Annotated in this window: 17 protein-coding genes and 1 tRNA gene; 10 read left to right on the forward strand and 8 right to left on the reverse strand. The window is 59.9% G+C overall.

Features of this window, described 5'->3' with window-relative positions:
• Positions 1 to 38 precede the first annotated feature (38 nt).
• Genes NGM99_RS05780 through NGM99_RS05790 form a run of 3 tightly spaced genes read right to left on the reverse strand, consistent with a single transcriptional unit; the run spans position 39 to position 3,672 of the window.
• Entirely contained in the window at positions 39 to 1,001 is a 963-nt protein-coding gene (locus NGM99_RS05780) for an ABC transporter permease (RefSeq protein WP_252817000.1), read from the reverse strand.
• A 2-nt stretch (positions 1,002 to 1,003) separates the two neighbouring features.
• Positions 1,004 to 2,143 (reverse strand): ABC transporter permease, encoded by a 1,140-nt coding sequence (locus NGM99_RS05785; protein ID WP_252817002.1) that lies wholly within the window; start codon positions 2,141 to 2,143, stop codon positions 1,004 to 1,006.
• On the reverse strand, positions 2,140 to 3,672 hold the full coding sequence (locus NGM99_RS05790; protein ID WP_252817004.1) for an ABC transporter ATP-binding protein: 1,533 nt from the start codon (positions 3,670 to 3,672) through the stop codon (positions 2,140 to 2,142). Before NGM99_RS05790 ends, NGM99_RS05785 begins: the two co-directional genes overlap by 4 nt.
• A 143-nt stretch (positions 3,673 to 3,815) precedes the next feature.
• On the opposite strand from NGM99_RS05790, the gene NGM99_RS05795 reads away from it, so the two are divergent.
• Both NGM99_RS05795 and NGM99_RS05800 read left to right on the forward strand, forming a co-directional pair.
• Positions 3,816 to 4,022 carry a SlyX family protein gene (locus tag NGM99_RS05795; RefSeq protein WP_252817006.1) on the forward strand — a complete coding sequence of 69 codons (207 nt, stop codon included), beginning with the start codon at positions 3,816 to 3,818 and terminating at the stop codon, positions 4,020 to 4,022.
• 8 nt (positions 4,023 to 4,030) lie between these two features.
• Entirely contained in the window at positions 4,031 to 4,450 is a 420-nt protein-coding gene (locus NGM99_RS05800; RefSeq protein WP_252817008.1) for a hypothetical protein, read from the forward strand.
• An 82-nt stretch (positions 4,451 to 4,532) separates the two neighbouring features.
• On the opposite strand, the gene NGM99_RS05805 is transcribed toward NGM99_RS05800, so the two are convergent.
• The 3 genes from NGM99_RS05805 to NGM99_RS05815 all read right to left on the reverse strand — a co-directional run bounded on the left by NGM99_RS05805 (position 4,533) and on the right by NGM99_RS05815 (position 6,777).
• Positions 4,533 to 5,522, reverse strand: a complete 990-nt coding sequence (locus NGM99_RS05805; protein WP_252817011.1) for a BMP family lipoprotein — start codon at positions 5,520 to 5,522, stop codon at positions 4,533 to 4,535.
• 155 nt (positions 5,523 to 5,677) lie between these two features.
• Positions 5,678 to 6,355, reverse strand: a complete 678-nt coding sequence (msrA, locus tag NGM99_RS05810) for a peptide-methionine (S)-S-oxide reductase MsrA (RefSeq protein ID WP_252817012.1) — start codon at positions 6,353 to 6,355, stop codon at positions 5,678 to 5,680.
• A gap of 71 nt (positions 6,356 to 6,426) precedes the next feature.
• Positions 6,427 to 6,777: a hypothetical protein gene (locus NGM99_RS05815; RefSeq protein ID WP_252817013.1), complete on the reverse strand. Its 351-nt coding sequence runs from the start codon at positions 6,775 to 6,777 to the stop codon at positions 6,427 to 6,429.
• Between the two features lie 202 nt (positions 6,778 to 6,979).
• On the opposite strand from NGM99_RS05815, the gene NGM99_RS05820 reads away from it, so the two are divergent.
• Positions 6,980 to 7,069, forward strand: a tRNA-Ser gene (locus tag NGM99_RS05820).
• Between the two features lie 323 nt (positions 7,070 to 7,392).
• On the opposite strand, the gene NGM99_RS05825 is transcribed toward NGM99_RS05820, so the two are convergent.
• Positions 7,393 to 9,882, reverse strand: coding sequence for an ATP-binding protein (locus NGM99_RS05825; protein WP_252817015.1), 2,490 nt, complete (start codon positions 9,880 to 9,882; stop codon positions 7,393 to 7,395).
• 923 nt (positions 9,883 to 10,805) lie between these two features.
• Here NGM99_RS05825 and NGM99_RS05830 point away from each other — a divergent pair.
• Together NGM99_RS05830 and NGM99_RS05835 are read left to right on the forward strand one after the other, a co-directional pair.
• Positions 10,806 to 11,558 (forward strand): Crp/Fnr family transcriptional regulator, encoded by a 753-nt coding sequence (locus NGM99_RS05830; RefSeq protein WP_252817016.1) that lies wholly within the window; start codon positions 10,806 to 10,808, stop codon positions 11,556 to 11,558.
• Between the two features lie 84 nt (positions 11,559 to 11,642).
• Entirely contained in the window at positions 11,643 to 11,897 is a 255-nt protein-coding gene (locus NGM99_RS05835; RefSeq protein ID WP_252817017.1) for a hypothetical protein, read from the forward strand.
• 184 nt (positions 11,898 to 12,081) lie between these two features.
• Here the strand turns inward: NGM99_RS05835 and NGM99_RS05840 are convergent, their stop codons facing one another.
• The gene (locus tag NGM99_RS05840) at positions 12,082 to 12,381 is read right to left on the reverse strand and encodes a DUF6894 family protein (protein WP_252817018.1); all 300 of its coding nucleotides are present in this window, start codon (positions 12,379 to 12,381) and stop codon (positions 12,082 to 12,084) included.
• A 33-nt stretch (positions 12,382 to 12,414) separates the two neighbouring features.
• Between NGM99_RS05840 and NGM99_RS05845 the strand changes: the two genes are divergently transcribed.
• The 5 genes from NGM99_RS05845 (at position 12,415) to NGM99_RS05865 (ending at position 14,913) form a co-directional block, all read left to right on the forward strand.
• Positions 12,415 to 12,702, forward strand: a complete 288-nt coding sequence (locus NGM99_RS05845) for a hypothetical protein (RefSeq protein ID WP_252817020.1) — start codon at positions 12,415 to 12,417, stop codon at positions 12,700 to 12,702.
• The gene (locus NGM99_RS05850) at positions 12,699 to 12,995 is read left to right on the forward strand and encodes a hypothetical protein (RefSeq protein WP_252817021.1); all 297 of its coding nucleotides are present in this window, start codon (positions 12,699 to 12,701) and stop codon (positions 12,993 to 12,995) included. Before NGM99_RS05845 ends, NGM99_RS05850 begins: the two co-directional genes overlap by 4 nt.
• A 395-nt stretch (positions 12,996 to 13,390) precedes the next feature.
• Positions 13,391 to 13,828, forward strand: coding sequence for a cupredoxin domain-containing protein (locus NGM99_RS05855; RefSeq protein WP_252817023.1), 438 nt, complete (start codon positions 13,391 to 13,393; stop codon positions 13,826 to 13,828).
• A 131-nt stretch (positions 13,829 to 13,959) separates the two neighbouring features.
• Positions 13,960 to 14,202: a hypothetical protein gene (locus NGM99_RS05860; protein WP_252817025.1), complete on the forward strand. Its 243-nt coding sequence runs from the start codon at positions 13,960 to 13,962 to the stop codon at positions 14,200 to 14,202.
• A 150-nt stretch (positions 14,203 to 14,352) separates the two neighbouring features.
• Entirely contained in the window at positions 14,353 to 14,913 is a 561-nt protein-coding gene (locus NGM99_RS05865) for a hypothetical protein (protein ID WP_252817027.1), read from the forward strand.
• Positions 14,914 to 14,963 lie beyond the last annotated feature (50 nt).

The raw sequence follows: 14,963 nt of genomic DNA on the forward strand, positions 1-14,963 counted from the left end.
GCCACGCGGAATGATGCGTTCTCACCATTCCCTCGCCGTTAGCGTTCCTTCACATAAGGCACGCCGCCAGCGCGCGGCGGAATGGCCTTGCCAATGAAGCCTGCGAGCAGGATCACGGTGAGGATATAGGGCAGCGCCTGCATCAGCTGCACCGGCACGCGACCGATGCCGGGGAAGGCTACGCCCTGATAGCGGATCGAGATCGCATCGAGAAAGCCGAACAACAGGCAGGCCCACATGGCAGGCACCGGCTTCCATTTGGCGAAGATGAGGGCCGCAAGCGCGATATAGCCCCGCCCCGCCGTCATGTCCTTCACGAAGCCCGCATTCTGCGACAGTGCGAGATAGGTGCCAGCGAAGCCGGTGAGGATGCCGGTGCAGATCACCGCCCGATAGCGCAGCCAGGGCACGGAAATGCCGGCGGTGTCCACTGCAGCCGGATTCTCACCCACCGCGCGCAGGCGCAGGCCGAAGCGGGTGCGGTAGAGCACCCACCATGTGAAGGGCACCATGGCGAAGGCGAAATAAGCGAGCAGCGTCTGGCCCGAGATGATCTCGGAATAGATCGGGCCGAGTACCGGCACGTCGCGCAAAGCCGCGGCACCCGGCAGCTCGATCGCCCCGAAGCGGGCGTCGCCGCCGACGGAAGGCGTGCGCCCGCCCTGTGAGAACCAGGCTTGCCCCAGAATGATGGTCGAGCCCGCCGCGATGAAGTTGATGGCAACGCCGGAGACGATCTGGTTGCCGCGATTGGTGATCGAGGCAAAGCCGTGCACGAGGGCGAGTGCCACCGCGATGCCGACGGCTGCGAAAAGCGCTATCCAGGCAGAGCCCGTGAGGGCGGCAACCGTGCCGGCCGCGAAGGCGCCTGCCAGCATCTTGCCTTCGAGACCGATATCGAAGATGCCGGCTCGCTCGGAGTAAAGCCCGGCCAGGCAGGCGAGCAGCAGCGGCACGGAAACGCGAACCGTCGCGTCGATAAGCTGAACGACGACATCCATGGTCAGCGCGCCTCCGCCTTGGCGGGTTCGAGCCCGGCGGTTCGGGGCGCGAGACTCGCGAACACCGTCTGCACCCAAGGACGGAACATGTGTTCGAGCGCGCCCGCGAACAGGATCACGAGGCCTTGGATGATAACGATCATATCGCGCGAGATAGCGGGCATCTCGAAGGCGAGTTCGGCCCCGCCCTGGTAGAGCGCGCCGAACAGGATAGCGGCCAGCACGATGCCGAGCGGATGCGAGCGGCCCATCAAGGCCACTGCAATGCCGACGAAGCCGGCACCGGTGACGAAATCGAGTTGCACACGATGCTCGCTGCCGAGGATCGGGTTCAGCGCCATCATGCCAGCGAGCGCGCCGGAGATCATCATGGTGACGACGATGATGCGCGTCTCGTTGATGCCGGCATAGCGTGCGGCCTTGGGCGAAAAACCGAAAGTGCGGATTTCATAGCCGAGCTTGGTGCGCCAGATCAGCGCCCAAACGACGACGGCCATCACGAGTGCCAGAAGAAAGGAAAGGTTGAGCGGGGCCGAGCGAATCTTGGCGCCGAAAAGCTCAATCACCCAGTTGAGCTTCGGCAGCCAAGCGGCTTGCGCGAAGGCGCGGGTTTCAGGCCCCATCGAGGCGGCGGGCTTCAGCACATCCACCAGGAGATAAACCATGGCGGAAGCCGCGATGAAATTGAACATGATCGTGGTGATCACGATGTGCGAGCCGCGTTTGGCCTGCAGATAGGCCGGGATAAGCGCCCAGAGCCCGCCGACGGCGGCCGCTCCCAGGATCGCCAGCGGAAAGATCAGCCACCAGGGCAGATAAGCGTCGAAGGCGAGCGCCACGAGGGCGACGCCCAAGCCCGCGATATAAGCCTGTCCCTCGCCCCCGATATTGAACAGCCCGCCATGGAAGGCGACAGCGACGGCCAGCCCCGTGAAGATGAAGTTCGTCGCGTAGTAAAGCGTATAGGCCACATACTGCCCCCGCCCGAACGCGCCATCGACGAGGATCGCCGCCGCGCGCAACGGGTTCTCGCCCACGATCAGCACGACGAGGCCTGCGACCAGAAACGCCACGAGCAGGTTGATCAGCGGGATCAGGCCATAATCAGCCCAAGCCGGCAGCTTGGCATAAGGGGTGCTCATTCGGCGGCTTCCTGCTTCTCCACACCCGCCATCAAGAGCCCAAGCTCGCCTTCGGTGGCGTTGCCGTCGCGTTCGCCGACGATGCGGCCGGCGAACATCACGAGGATGCGGTCGGACAAAGAGCGGATTTCGTCCAGCTCGACGGAAACGAGGAGGACGGCCTTGTTCGCGTCGCGCATGGCGACGAGACGGCGGTGGATGAATTCAATGGCACCGACATCGACACCGCGGGTGGGCTGGCCGACGAGCAACACGCCGGGGTCCTGCTCGATCTCGCGCGCGAGCACCACCTTCTGCTGGTTGCCGCCGGAAAAATTCGCGGTGCGCAGGCGCTCATTGGCGGGGCGGATGTCGTATTTCTGGATTTTTTCCCGCGCGTCGGCACGGATCGCCGGAATGTCGAGAAACGGGCCTTTCAGATATTGCGGCTTGTCGTGATAGCCGAGGATCGAGTTCTCGGCCTCATCGAAGGCGAGCACCAAGCCCACATGATGACGGTCTTCCGGCACATGGGCGAGGCCGCGATCGCGAAGCGCGCCGGGATCGACCGTGCCGGTGACGTCGATCGGCTCACCATCGAGCAGAACGGTGCCGTTCACCGCGCGGCGGATGCCGGAAATGGCTTCCAAAAGTTCGCTCTGGCCATTGCCGGCGACGCCCGCGATGCCGACGATCTCGCCCGCGCGAACCTCGAAGGAGACGTCATCGACGACGGTGACGCCGCGGCTGTCGCGAACGGTGAGGTTTTTCACCACGAGCTTTGGCGCGGCGGCCTGGGCCTCTTCCTTCTCGACACGGAGCAGCACGCGGCGGCCGACCATCAGTTCCGCCAGTTCCTCGACGGTGGTGGCATTCGTCTTGCGGCTCGCGACCATCGTGCCTTGGCGCATGACCGAGACATTGTCGGTGATGGCCATGATCTCGCGCAGCTTGTGGGTGATCAGCACCACCGTCTTACCTTGTGCCTTCAGCTGGCCGAGGATGCGGAAAAGGTGATCGGCCTCGGCCGGGGTGAGTACGCCGGTGGGCTCATCGAGGATCAGGATATCGGCGCCGCGATAAAGTGCCTTCAGGATTTCCACGCGCTGCTGGAGGCCGACGGAGAGGTCTTCGACCACGGCATCCGGACCGACATCGAGACCATATTCACGCTCGAGCCGCTTGAGCTCGCTGCGCGCCTTGGCGATGCCCTTGCCCAGCAACGCCTCGCCTTCGGCCCCAAGGATGACGTTTTCGAGCACCGTGAAATTCTGCACCAGCATGAAGTGCTGGTGGACCATGCCGATGCCCGCCGCGATGGCGTCGTTGGGCGAAAGGATCGCGATGGGTTTGCCGTTGACGCGGATCTCGCCGCTGTCGGCCTGATAGAAGCCGTAAAGGATCGACATCAGCGTGGACTTTCCCGCGCCATTCTCGCCGATGATGCCGTGGATCGTGCCCTTTTCGACGAGGAGGTCGATGTCGCGGTTGGCGCGCACGGGGCCGAAGCTTTTCGAGATGCCGGAAAGTTGGATTGCGGCGTCAGCCATGGATCGAGATCGTCCCCTGGAGGCGGTTCGGTTGTGATTTTTTGCCGCCCTGTCACTCTCGACAAAGCACGGTGCGCTTGTCAATTTCAAGCCTTGCGGCCTATGCCCCACGGCATCACAATCCCCAAGAAGAGGAGCGGGGCTTGAGCGAGACCAGCGAACGGCTTTCCGAGCTCGAGATGCGCCATGCCGAGCAAGAACGCGTGATCGAGGAGCTTTCGGGCGAGATCGCGCGCCAGTGGGGCGTGATCGAGCGGCTGGAGCGCAGGCTGGAGGGGCTCGCCGGACGCTTCATGTCGCTGGAAGAGGCGATTCCGCCGGCGCCTTTGACGAAGCCGCCGCACTGGTGAGGAGCATGATGAGCGGGAGTGCCGGACGGCCAGGCACGGATAGAGATGCGCAACGCCAGCGCGCCGACGCCTATGTGCTGGGCCGCCTGCGCCCCGTGGAACGCGAGCAGGCGGAAGCCGATCTCGAAACCGATCAGAGTTTTCGCGACGAGGTGCTCGCCGCCGCGCACCGGCTGGGGCAAGTGCCGGATGCCCATGGCGATGGCAGCACGCCGGCTGGCTGGGAGGCGATCGCGGCGCATCTGACGACGCTTCCCCATATGCGGCCGCGATCGGGGCTCGAAGACCAGCGGACGCCCCATGCCGAAACGCGCATGGTTCAAAAGTTGGAAGAAACCGGCTCCCCGCTTTCCCGCATGGCCCGCATGGCCCGCGCGGTGCACGAGACGGTCAGGACGTTGCGGGCGCTTCTGCGTCCATCCCGCTAGCGCTTAAAAAGCCGGGCTCCTATAGGAACCCGGCTTCTGGGAAAAAACGCCGGAGCCCGTAGGCTCCGATTCTATCCACCCATCAATAAGGGCAGGCGTTGTCCGACATGTAGTCGTGCACCGAAATCGTGCCCGCGATGATGTCGGCCTTGGCCTTGTCCACGGCTGCCTGCATCTCGGGCGTCACGAGCGCCTTGTTGTTGTCGTCCATGGCATAGGCCACGCCGTCTTCCTTGAGGCCGAGATTGTTGACGCCAGCCGTGAACTTGTCGTCCGCCGCATCCTTGAAGGCGTTGTAGACCGCGACATCGACGCGCTTGACCATGGAGGTCAGGATCTTGCCGGGCTGCAAGCCGTTCTGATTGGAATCGACGCCGATGCCGAGCTTGCCCGCATCCGCCGCCGCCTGCATCACGCCTACGCCCGTGCCACCGGCCGCCGCGTAGACCACGTCCGCGCCCTGGTCGATCTGTGACTTCGCGATCTCACCGCCCTTGGTGGGGTCGTTCCAGGCAGCGGGCGTGTCGCCGGTGTAGTTCTGGATGACCTCGGTGGCACCGGCCGCCTTCGCGCCGCCCACATAACCGCAGGCGAATTTACGGATCAGCGGAATATCCATGCCGCCGACGAAGCCGACCTTCTTGCTTTTGGACGCCTGGCCCGCCAGCACGCCGACGAGATAGGAGCCCTCGCCTTCCTTGAACACGACCGAGCGCACATTCGGCGCCTCGACGACCGCATCGATCAGCGTGAACTTGGTGTCGGGGAACTCGGGCGCGATCTTTTCGAGCGTCGCGGCCCAGTTGAAGCCCGCCATGACGATCGGGTTGTTGCCATCCTCGGCGAATTTGCGCAGCGCCTGTTCGCGCTGGGCGTCGTTGGAGATCTCGAACTCGCGATAGCTCGTGCCGGTCTCCTTCTTGAACTTCTCGGCACCTTCGTAGGATGCCTCGTTGAAGGACTTGTCGAACTTGCCGCCGAGATCGAACAGCAGTGCCGGCTCGATATCGGCCGCGAAGGCCGGTGCTGCGACCACGGTCGCGGCGAGCAGGCCGAAGATGAAACGCTTCATGTGATCCACACCCTGTCGGTTCTTGTTTTCAGAGCTTACGGTGCGGGGTGTCCAATCAAGAAAAAGCCCCGCCCATGCAGGCTTTGTTGCATGGTGCGGGGCGGATTTCACCTGGAAATTTCTCGTGTACCGAAGAGGGCACAGGACAGGCTTAATCACGCATTGGCAGCGACGGGGGCAGTTTGCGGAACGGCGCACGCGACGCCAGTGCCGCGCAGGCCGCAATAGCCGTAGGGGTTCTTGCCAAGATATTGCTGATGCTCGGCCTCCGCATAGTAGAAGGCAGGCGCGGGCTCGATCTCGGTGGTGATGGCACCGCGATTGGCAGCCCTCAGCGCCGACGCATAAGCATCACGCGAAGCCGTGGCTTCCGCCAGCTGCTCGTCGCCGACCGTGTAGATCACCGAACGATAGGTCGTGCCGACATCGTTGCCCTGGCGCATGCCTTGCGTCGGGTCATGGGCTTCCCAGAAGATCTTGAGGAGGTCGGCATAAGACACAACCGTGGGGTCGAACACCACCTTCACCACCTCGGCATGCCCGGTGAGGCCCGTGCAGGTCTCGGGGTAGGTCGGGTTGGGCGTCAGGCCACCGGCATAGCCGACCGCCGTCACCCACACGCCCGGCGTCTGCCAGAACAGGCGCTCGGCACCCCAGAAGCAGCCCATGCCGAAATAGGCGGTCTCAAGGCCTTCCGGATAAGGACCCTTGAGCGGGCGTCCGGATACGAAATGGCTGGTCGCGGTCGGCAGCGGTTGGTCGCGACCCGGCAGCGCATCGGCGGCCGAAGGCATACGGGTCTTCTTGTTCAGCAGTCCATCGAGAAAGGACATCAATCGAACTCCCTTGGTTTTGGTGCCGAATCTCGCTCAATTCCAGAGCTGTCCGGCCAATAGTGAAAAACTCAGATACGCCGGCGGCGCGCAGGGAACAGCGGATCGCCCCCCCAGCCCGAGCGCTCCGCTGGCTTGCGGCCAAGCGCGAAGAACAGAAGCGCCAGCAGACCGAGGATCGCGACGCCCGGCAGGCTCAGAAGCGGCAAGACAACGCCATTCCACAGCCCCTCGCCCGCATGGCTTGCGACCCAACCCCGCGCAGCCTCGTAGCCCGTCGGCCAGCCATCCGCCCAGGCCTGCGCCAGTGGCGTGACGACCAAGCCTTGCGCGGCAAGCGAACGGGTCGCATCAAGTACGGCGAGAATCACAGCACCCGCGAGTAGAACCGCACCCAACAACCTTAAAAGAAAGCGGATCACGCCAGTCTCGTTTCCTATCCCCGTCTGCGGCGGAATATGGCGATTGGAGGCTCGCGCTGCAATCACCGCACACGATGAGTTGTGCGTGACACGCGCATTTGGATTTGAGTGGAATTGAGTGCCAAAGCCGGCTTGGCAGCGTCCGTTCGATAGGCTAGAGAGCCCCCGCACCCGAAACGCTCAGCGCTTTCAGGCTGCCTGCGGACAGATGGCCGAGTGGTTTAAGGCGCACGCCTGGAACGCGTGTATACGTGAAAGCGTATCGAGGGTTCGAATCCCTCTCTGTCCGCCAAGCTCTCCCCATAACTCCTTGAACTATAATAGTTTTGCCAGCGCTCCTATTTGCTGACCCTAACGCTTACCCTAACTCTGTTTAGGGGTTTAGCAGTGGTAGGCTGAAGCCAGTCGGTTGGGTAAGTATCCTCTTGGCTTTGCTCACCACCTAAGTCGTGATCATTCCCGTTGCCCCCTACCCACCTAGCCTGATTTTGAAGTCAGATAATCGCGCTAAGTCGGAAAAGGAGATGTTTACTTTCATCCGCGTGAATGCCGCCGCGTTCAACTAAACGCGGGTTGCCCGACAGTTGCTGGGCGTCGCGTCGGAAGGGACACACGTCAGCGCCGCCCCTGGTTTCCGCTTGATTGTCGCCTCAGGTCACGTGGCTGCTGACGCGACTGAGGGCGGTCGTCACCAATACGTCCTCTCACGCTTCGTCTAGCTTCCATTAAAGAGGCGAAGGAACTCCCTGCGGGGATTTCGAGTCGCGCAGCATCAGGCTTCAATAGATAGCGCAAGAATACGTCTCTGATTTCAGTGAACTTCTGGGCGTTGGGTTGGATGGTGAGCTTCTTGATCTCGTCTCGAACAGGCTGTTCTGCGAAGCCAGTGACTAAAGCGGTCTGTTCGAGATAGACAGAAGATCCCAACACGAGTTCGAGATGTGCGATACCGCTTTCCTTGATAGCAACTCGATCGGAGAGCTCGACGTCCTCCGAGTTTGGATCAAGCGTCTCGATGAGACCGCGTTTGTAGATACGGCGAAGTGTCCGGAGTGTGATTTCCTCGGGCACGCCGCAGTGATCGAAATATGAGCAGAGGTCATCGGCAAGCCAGTGCCGATCGTCTGATTCCCCCGCTTTCGACGCACTGAGCTTCTGGCGGAGCACCCACAGACAGTAGAATGATAGCAGCGGGGATCCTGGTTTAGTCTGCTCCGTCACAAACATGTTGGTCACGAAGTCGTTCTCCACCTCGCTAAGCCGATCATACTCGCCTTTGATCAACGCACGGTGTGTCCGCAGGCGATCTGCCGTGACGCTAGGGCCGCCGAATGACGACTTGATAATGTCATCGACCTTAAGCTCCGGCGAGACGAAGATGCGTTCGGCGAGCTTCAGCATTCTTCGGATGTCAAAATTCCCGAGCCGACCGATCAGGCCCGTAACGTAATCATTGTCTACGAACACCTTTTCAACAGTATCAGCCATCACCCGAATATCGTTTATCTGAACCCTAAATCTGCGCTTCGAGAAGTAAGCCTCGGTCGTCGGCTTCTCGCCCTTCAACTTCTTCTTGATGAAGGCGACCCGTCTTGAAATGATCTGCTTCGCGTCTGGTACTGGCAGGTAAAAGCTTCGAGAGGTATAGCTCTGCAGCGCACCAGCCTTGGAAAGACGCCAGACAGAGCGGTCGGTGATTGGTACAATGTTGAAGATCGGCGCGGCACTCTCGAGAGAATGCGCCAGCTGATAGACCTTATCTTGGGTTTCCAACGGAAACTGATCGGTGTTATCAAACACTAAGCACGGTAGTAGCCCGTGACCTTTCGCAGCGCGCGCAAGCAAGAGACGAACGTACTCGTCGACGTGCGTTTCGCGCCGCACTTCAATGTGTCGGCCGAACTCGATCTTAAAGGCGTTCTTGTCTGACTCGTAGAGATGTTTGAGCGGCCCCTTGGACATTCGCTGGTACTCGCTGAAAAATATACCCTGAAGCTCTTCGTATGACGGTGCCTCTCCCGAGGTGATGCCGTCCTCCAAAGCGTTGCGTAGCTGCAGGATGCACCACTCAACTGCCGTCGAGGCTGAACCGGTGCTTTCGGCGAGATCCACGCGGGCGAGCAGGCACTTTTTCCGCAATTGCTGGGGCAGTATGTCGCCGAAAAATCTGTCGATGAACGTCGATTTACCAGAACCTTTATTGCCGATCAGGAGGACTGTCTCGGCTCGCTGCGTAGCCATCGTCCGCTCGATTTGATCCTGGAGCACGCCACCCCGATCGGTTGCGATCGACGCCACGTTGTTGAGCACGTTCTGAATGATTTTTTCGAGTTCAAGATCAGCCTTATGGCTCTCCGCCGTCTCGACAAAACAATCCCGAAGCATCTCCTTGTCTTGGTCATTAGACAGTCTAGAAAAGAATTGCGCGAACAGTTCCGCCGCGTCACTGGCCATGGCATCACGGGCGCGCATCTTCGCCTCGTTCGGTGGGTAGACGGTATACTGCTGTTCGGCTTCGGAGACAGTATAACCCTCTGCATCGTTAAGATGCGCAATGTGGCGTTTATCCAGAACCGCCCGGGGCGAGATCAACTCCATGAACGGGACGAAGTAATCCTTCACGGTCTTCCAAGACGGGAAGAGGATCCCTTTGCCCTTCATGGGTGGACGTCCATCTGTCCTCGATGCTCTAAAGAACAACCATGTCACCCCGTCAGTTAGGACGGCTGTCGGGACACCCTGTTCGTTCGCGTATGCCAGAGCTTGTCTGATCCCATCTTTCATAGGCTTTGCGACGGGCCCATCCAACGCGATCGTCATTTTCTCGTTGGACTTTGTCTCGGGAGCGAGCAAACCAGACCTTTTCGCCTCCAAGACAAATAGGTTTCTCTCTGAGCCCGTCTTGAATAGGTAATCTATGAACCCGCTCTCGGTCGGAGGTTCGGTAAAGATAGACCCACGTTCCCATCCCATAACCTCGAGAAGGATCCGGTCTAGCGCCTTGAAGCGCGTGTCGGCTTCGTTCGGACCGGACTGCAGGGCTACTAAGATTTCTGCTTCGATGCCTTGAAGCCGACTGAAAGCATCGTCGATGGAATTGCTCATCCCAAATCCCTCCACCCTTGCCTATTTGGACTATCCGGACAGAAATTCGATTTGTCGACTCGTGACGCTTTACCGTATGCCTGAGCCGAAATACTTCACCGGTCTCCCTTACGTCCCATACGGCAGCTAGGGAACTGCGGTTTACAGCAGCGAATGTGCTTGGTGAAGCGTCGCGCGGAGGTGGCGCAATGCGATCTCCAGTCTGTGTCACCCTGCGTCCACCCTAGGGGCAGAAGCAAAGCTTTACTGAAGTGCCCGAAGGAGGTGCGAAGCGGAATGGCAGGAATTGGGCCGACAGCAGACCGTCCGGTTTCACGCAGGAATATTGAAAAGCTGCCTTCAGCTCTCGACGCCATTTCTGCTGCTGAACAGACTACTCACTTCACCAAGCTGCGTGCTAGCCTACTTGTCAGATCACTGGTGTTGCGTCTTCGCTACTTACCGCAACGGCACCTGGTGCTAGCTCTTCGTGCGGGGATCGTGCCGCTTGGGGGAAGGTGTGCCACGCATATCCGATGATCTTCGGTTCTGGACTGCGTTCTGGGTTCTGATGGTGACGCCAGTGATTGCCGCCTCAGGCTGCGTCTGGTGCGTGATCGTGCCGTGACAGACGATCTCGGACAAGCCTTGATCAGCTTGCTGGCGGCTTCCATTGCAGACTTCATCGACCGGCCGAGCGCTGATGCCGAACCCAACACTGAGAGTTATGCTTCAACGCGGGTAGCTGACAGAGCACACTACTCATCTCACTCTTTTTCCAGTTTCAGGTTTCCGCGTTTCTCGTCAAATTGGAAACAAGCCCTGCAAATGATAATGAGCGCTCTTATCAATTGTTGCATATTGCAGGCACCAGTTGAGGCTGGGGTACTCAATCTTGGCGGGAATGACGGTCACGCTTCCAGCCCAGAATAGAGGGATGACGCGTGGCACCTCACTTCAACGGCCCGGCTGGAACATTCCTCCAGCGTTTGAACGTCCTCGCAGACCTGCCAGCTGATCTCAGCAGCGCAATTCATGACCTCGTCGCCACCTCCCGGAGCCTAGGGGCCAACCACGACATCGTGCTTCAGGGCGACCAGCCATCCCAATGCTGCGTCATCCTCGAAGGCTGGGTCTCGCGCAACAAGGTGGGCGCAGCAGGGAAACGGCAGATCACTTCACTCCACTTTTCCGGTGCCACCCCGGACATCCAAAGCTTACTCCATCCCGTGATGGACCATAACATTACGACCTTGACCAATACCGAGGTTGGTTTCATTCCGCACTTTCACATGCGCTCTCTGATGGAACGCTTTCCCGTTCTCAAGGAGGCCTTCTGGAAGGATACCTTGCTCGAACTCGCCATTGCCCGGGAGTGGGAGGTCAACCTTGGCGCTCGCTCGGCCGTCGAGCGCACCGCGCACCTTTTTTGTGAGATGGCAACGCGTCTTGAATGGTTCGGGAGGGCCACCCGCAGCGGAAGCGCATTGCGTTTTGAATTGCCTCTGACGCAAATCCAGCTCGGCGAAGCGACGGGTCTGTCTTCGGTGCATATCAACCGCTCGATGCGCACCTTGCGCAACAGCGGAATGATCGAGCAGTCCCGACATTGGTTCACCATCAGTGATCTACCAAAGCTGGCTGCGTTTGCCGACTTCAACCCCGATTATCTGCTCGCCGAGCGGCCTCGGGACTGAGCCGGAAAAACCCACAGCGCCGACGAACCAAGTCTCTCGACAAACGTATCCATCTTGCGCCTGACAAACAGGCGGGAGCAAACGATGGCGCGGTACGAGTTTCAAGCCGTTCGGTTGAGAACAGGTTCCACGGATAGCGACGGCAGGCTTGTCTTCATTGATGGCGAGCTCGCGGCCGTTCTAGTTCTGCTTGCTGACGACGTCCATGGCAGCAGCCGGGGCCTGTGGAGTGTTGAAGTGGACTTCCGCTTTGTTTTGGCCAATTCGCCTCTGTTCACCTCGCTTTACGACGCAGCCGCGTGGCTGCAGGAACGTAACAGTGAGTATGTTCTCAAGTGACTCAATGTCACGGCGTTCGCTCGAATAGCGGGGTGACTGGAGCTAGAGCAAAACCAATGTATTCCACAAATACTGGCTCGATGGCTCCCGCTACTTCTAAGCCGGTGAGGGGCTGCAGGGAGTGCGAGACCGGATTTACAAGGTTCGAGCGTAGCTTGATCGGTTGAAACGATAGCACAAATGGTCATGCGCGGAGAGTCAGTGCATAAAGCTCTCGACCTTTCTCATCGACCACCTGCATCTGCAGCCCACTGCCGATCGCCATTAGCGCGCCATGGTCTGTCAAGAACTCGCCACAAGCCACAAGCGCATGTGCCCACACCTCGCGCTCATTGGAGCATTCGGTGCCGATCTCGTCTGGTTTCGAGATGCCATCGTGAATGTGGAAGAAGTACCGCATGGCTGCGGGCTCGCATTGCTGATGGGAGGACAGCGCAGCGGAAGTGGATGCGTTCCGGTCCGCACCCAAATCGTGATCGCTCACTCAACGTAAAGCGTTGACTGCCATCCTGCCGGCATGGATCGCGAGCTGCTCGCCCATCACTATGCCGTCTGGACCGCCATCGACGAGATCGCGGGACAGGTCGACATGTCGCGATGGAGCTTGGCGCAGCATTGCGGGCTCGACCCGACCACGTTCAATCCGTCGAAGCGCGTCAGCGTGAACGGTCTCCCGCGCTGGTCGAGCAGCGAGACGATCGCCACCATCCTGATCACCACCGGCAGAAGCTGGGCCGAGTGGGGCATCTATCTCGATCAGATGAAGAAGATGTACGTGCGTCCTGAAAGCAAGAACCAGGCGTGACGGAAAGTGGCCCAGACCTCATCGCTGAACTTATGCAAGGCGCGGACAATATCGACACGTTGAGCGGCCGCGAACGGAGCACTCTGCTCCGTCGCGCAGCCTCCACGATCCGCAAGTATCACGAAGCGAAGCTGGGCGAGAACGAGCGCAAGCAACTGCCGAGTGTGGGTATGCTCATGGCCGCTGCCGAGACACCATTCGCCGGCTCCAACGCGGAGGTGGCTCGGTCACTGCGATTGGCGGCCGGCCTGATCGCTGGTTACCGTGAGATGGCGATGCTCGCCCAGCACTAGGCTTGCAAGACGAGCCCGTCCGGCCTTTGGCGACCGGACGGACCGCTATACGGCACCCCATTCGCATACCCACCGCTCAGGGGTGCGGGTCAATCTTACGTTCGTCTCGGTGAAAGAAAAGCCCGCCTGACCAAAGCCAAGCGGGCAGTATGCTCGGGAACGCAACTCTGCAGGGAGGTATGATCCCGACAGTGAAAGGTACGGTAGCGAGTTTCAGGGAGTTGCATTGTCCCACCGCCGGTCGAAGCTGACGATTGGAGGGTACAGCAGCGTGACCAGTAGCTGTCCATTCGTTTGATGCAAACGACGGCAGCCACAATCCCGCCCTGAGGCGCGCGCAGATAAATGCGTGCCGGGATTGTTCCGGTGTTCCAACCCGCAGAAGGCATTCATTTATGTCGACGCATCTCACCACCAGCCGCAGCGTTCTCCTCGCTTTGGCGCTCACACTTGCAGCAGGTCCCTCCCTCGCTGCGACCACTGTCAATGTCACGGAAGATGGGAAAACCGAAGACGCCATGACGCTTACGCTTGAGCCAGCTTCCGTGAAAGCAGGCGAAGTCACATTCATGGTCAAGAACGCCGATCCGACCGATGAGCACGAAATGGTCCTGATGCGGCTGAAGTCGGCCGATCAAAAGCTTCCCTTCAACGCCAAGAAGAACCGCGTGGACGAGTCTCAGCTTAAGACCTTGGGAGAGGTCGAAGACATCAAGCCGGGCGCCAGCGGCATGCTGACAGCCACGCTGAAGCCAGGGACATATATGTTGTTCTGCAACATCAAGGGCCACTACAAGGCCGGGATGCACAACACGCTGACCGTGACCAAGTGAGGTTCAGCGAGTTCTCTCCAAAAATGACAAAAAGGCCCCGGCCAGCCGAAGCTGAACCGGGCGACCAAACTAGGCCTTGAAGAAGCAAAGGGCTGAGGCAGATTGGGAGCTTATCATTTGATAGGCTTACCATGCCCTTCTCATCGAACAGACCATCCAACCCCACTGCTGCTCAGAAAGAGATCGAGCGGCGCGCGAAGCTGGTCGATGAGACGTTGGTTCGCATGCTCTCAATGATGGACGAAGAGAGGGCGCAGGCGTTCGCCGACGAATACATCGCCATAATCATCGGCAAGGATCGGCCTGAGCACTTGGCGTCGATGGAGAAGGCACTGGCGCGGGCCTGCCAGCTGCGTACCGACAGGGACCAGTGACGGCACTCGAATGCGAGGCGCGGTGCAGGCGCGCGATGTGTCGAGTGTGTGGCGGGCAAACCAAGCCCTGCCCTTCTACCAAACGCCCCACACCCGACCGAAGCCGAGCTTGGGGCTGTCTTTTTGATACGGCAGAAGTAGCTTGCGGCGATGAATAGCTTCCCGATCGTCGCAACCGTTATCTCGATGATTTTGGGCCTCTCGATCACGAGGCTCTTGCTTGGCTTGGTGACGGTCTTTCGCATTCGACGATCGTCCCAGGCCGACTGGGTTCCGCTCGCATGGAGCGGGGTGCTGTTCGAAATCCAGTTGCAGTTCTGGTGGGCGGTCAACCAGCTTCCTGTACTGCAACCGACCTATGGGTTTGGCGACTTTCTCTTCCTCGTGGCCCTACCGCTGACGCTTTACGTGTCTGCGGCATTGATCCTGCCCAGCCGAGGGGAGGACGAGAAGATCGCCTTGCGCGAATACTTCGAAGCCGATGGCCGCTATGCCCTGCTCGCACTCACAGCCTTCCTCCTACTCGGCTTTCTGATCAACATCTTCTTCTTCAGGTCTCCCATGGAGTCGATATGGGCGCTCATAGATCTGCCGATGATCGTCCTTCCTACGCTTGCGTTTTTCCTCAAAGAGCGAAGGTGCTACGTCGCAATCACCCTTGTCTACCTGCCGCTTGCGGGGCTCGACCTCTGGATCTCGCTGGCGTCCTAGCCCAACAGCCGCCCATCACATCAACCAACAAATGATGGCCGAGCGGAGCA

Origin of the sequence: Mesorhizobium liriopis (genome assembly GCF_024053505.1) — a bacterium.
Taxonomy (GTDB): domain Bacteria; phylum Pseudomonadota; class Alphaproteobacteria; order Rhizobiales; family Rhizobiaceae; genus Mesorhizobium_B; species Mesorhizobium_B liriopis.

Coding starts and splice junctions, on each gene's coding strand:
- NGM99_RS05780 (WP_252817000.1), bottom strand. CDS start 1,001: ATGGATGTCGTCGTTCAGCTTATCGACGCGACGGTTCGCGTTTCCGTG.
- NGM99_RS05785 (WP_252817002.1), bottom strand. CDS start 2,143: ATGAGCACCCCTTATGCCAAGCTGCCGGCTTGGGCTGATTATGGCCTG.
- NGM99_RS05790 (WP_252817004.1), bottom strand. CDS start 3,672: ATGGCTGACGCCGCAATCCAACTTTCCGGCATCTCGAAAAGCTTCGGC.
- NGM99_RS05800 (WP_252817008.1), top strand. CDS start 4,031: ATGAGCGGGAGTGCCGGACGGCCAGGCACGGATAGAGATGCGCAACGC.
- NGM99_RS05805 (WP_252817011.1), bottom strand. CDS start 5,522: ATGAAGCGTTTCATCTTCGGCCTGCTCGCCGCGACCGTGGTCGCAGCA.
- msrA (WP_252817012.1), bottom strand. CDS start 6,355: ATGTCCTTTCTCGATGGACTGCTGAACAAGAAGACCCGTATGCCTTCG.
- NGM99_RS05825 (WP_252817015.1), bottom strand. CDS start 9,882: ATGAGCAATTCCATCGACGATGCTTTCAGTCGGCTTCAAGGCATCGAA.
- NGM99_RS05835 (WP_252817017.1), top strand. CDS start 11,643: ATGGCGCGGTACGAGTTTCAAGCCGTTCGGTTGAGAACAGGTTCCACG.
- NGM99_RS05845 (WP_252817020.1), top strand. CDS start 12,415: ATGGATCGCGAGCTGCTCGCCCATCACTATGCCGTCTGGACCGCCATC.
- NGM99_RS05855 (WP_252817023.1), top strand. CDS start 13,391: ATGTCGACGCATCTCACCACCAGCCGCAGCGTTCTCCTCGCTTTGGCG.
- NGM99_RS05860 (WP_252817025.1), top strand. CDS start 13,960: ATGCCCTTCTCATCGAACAGACCATCCAACCCCACTGCTGCTCAGAAA.
- NGM99_RS05865 (WP_252817027.1), top strand. CDS start 14,353: ATGAATAGCTTCCCGATCGTCGCAACCGTTATCTCGATGATTTTGGGC.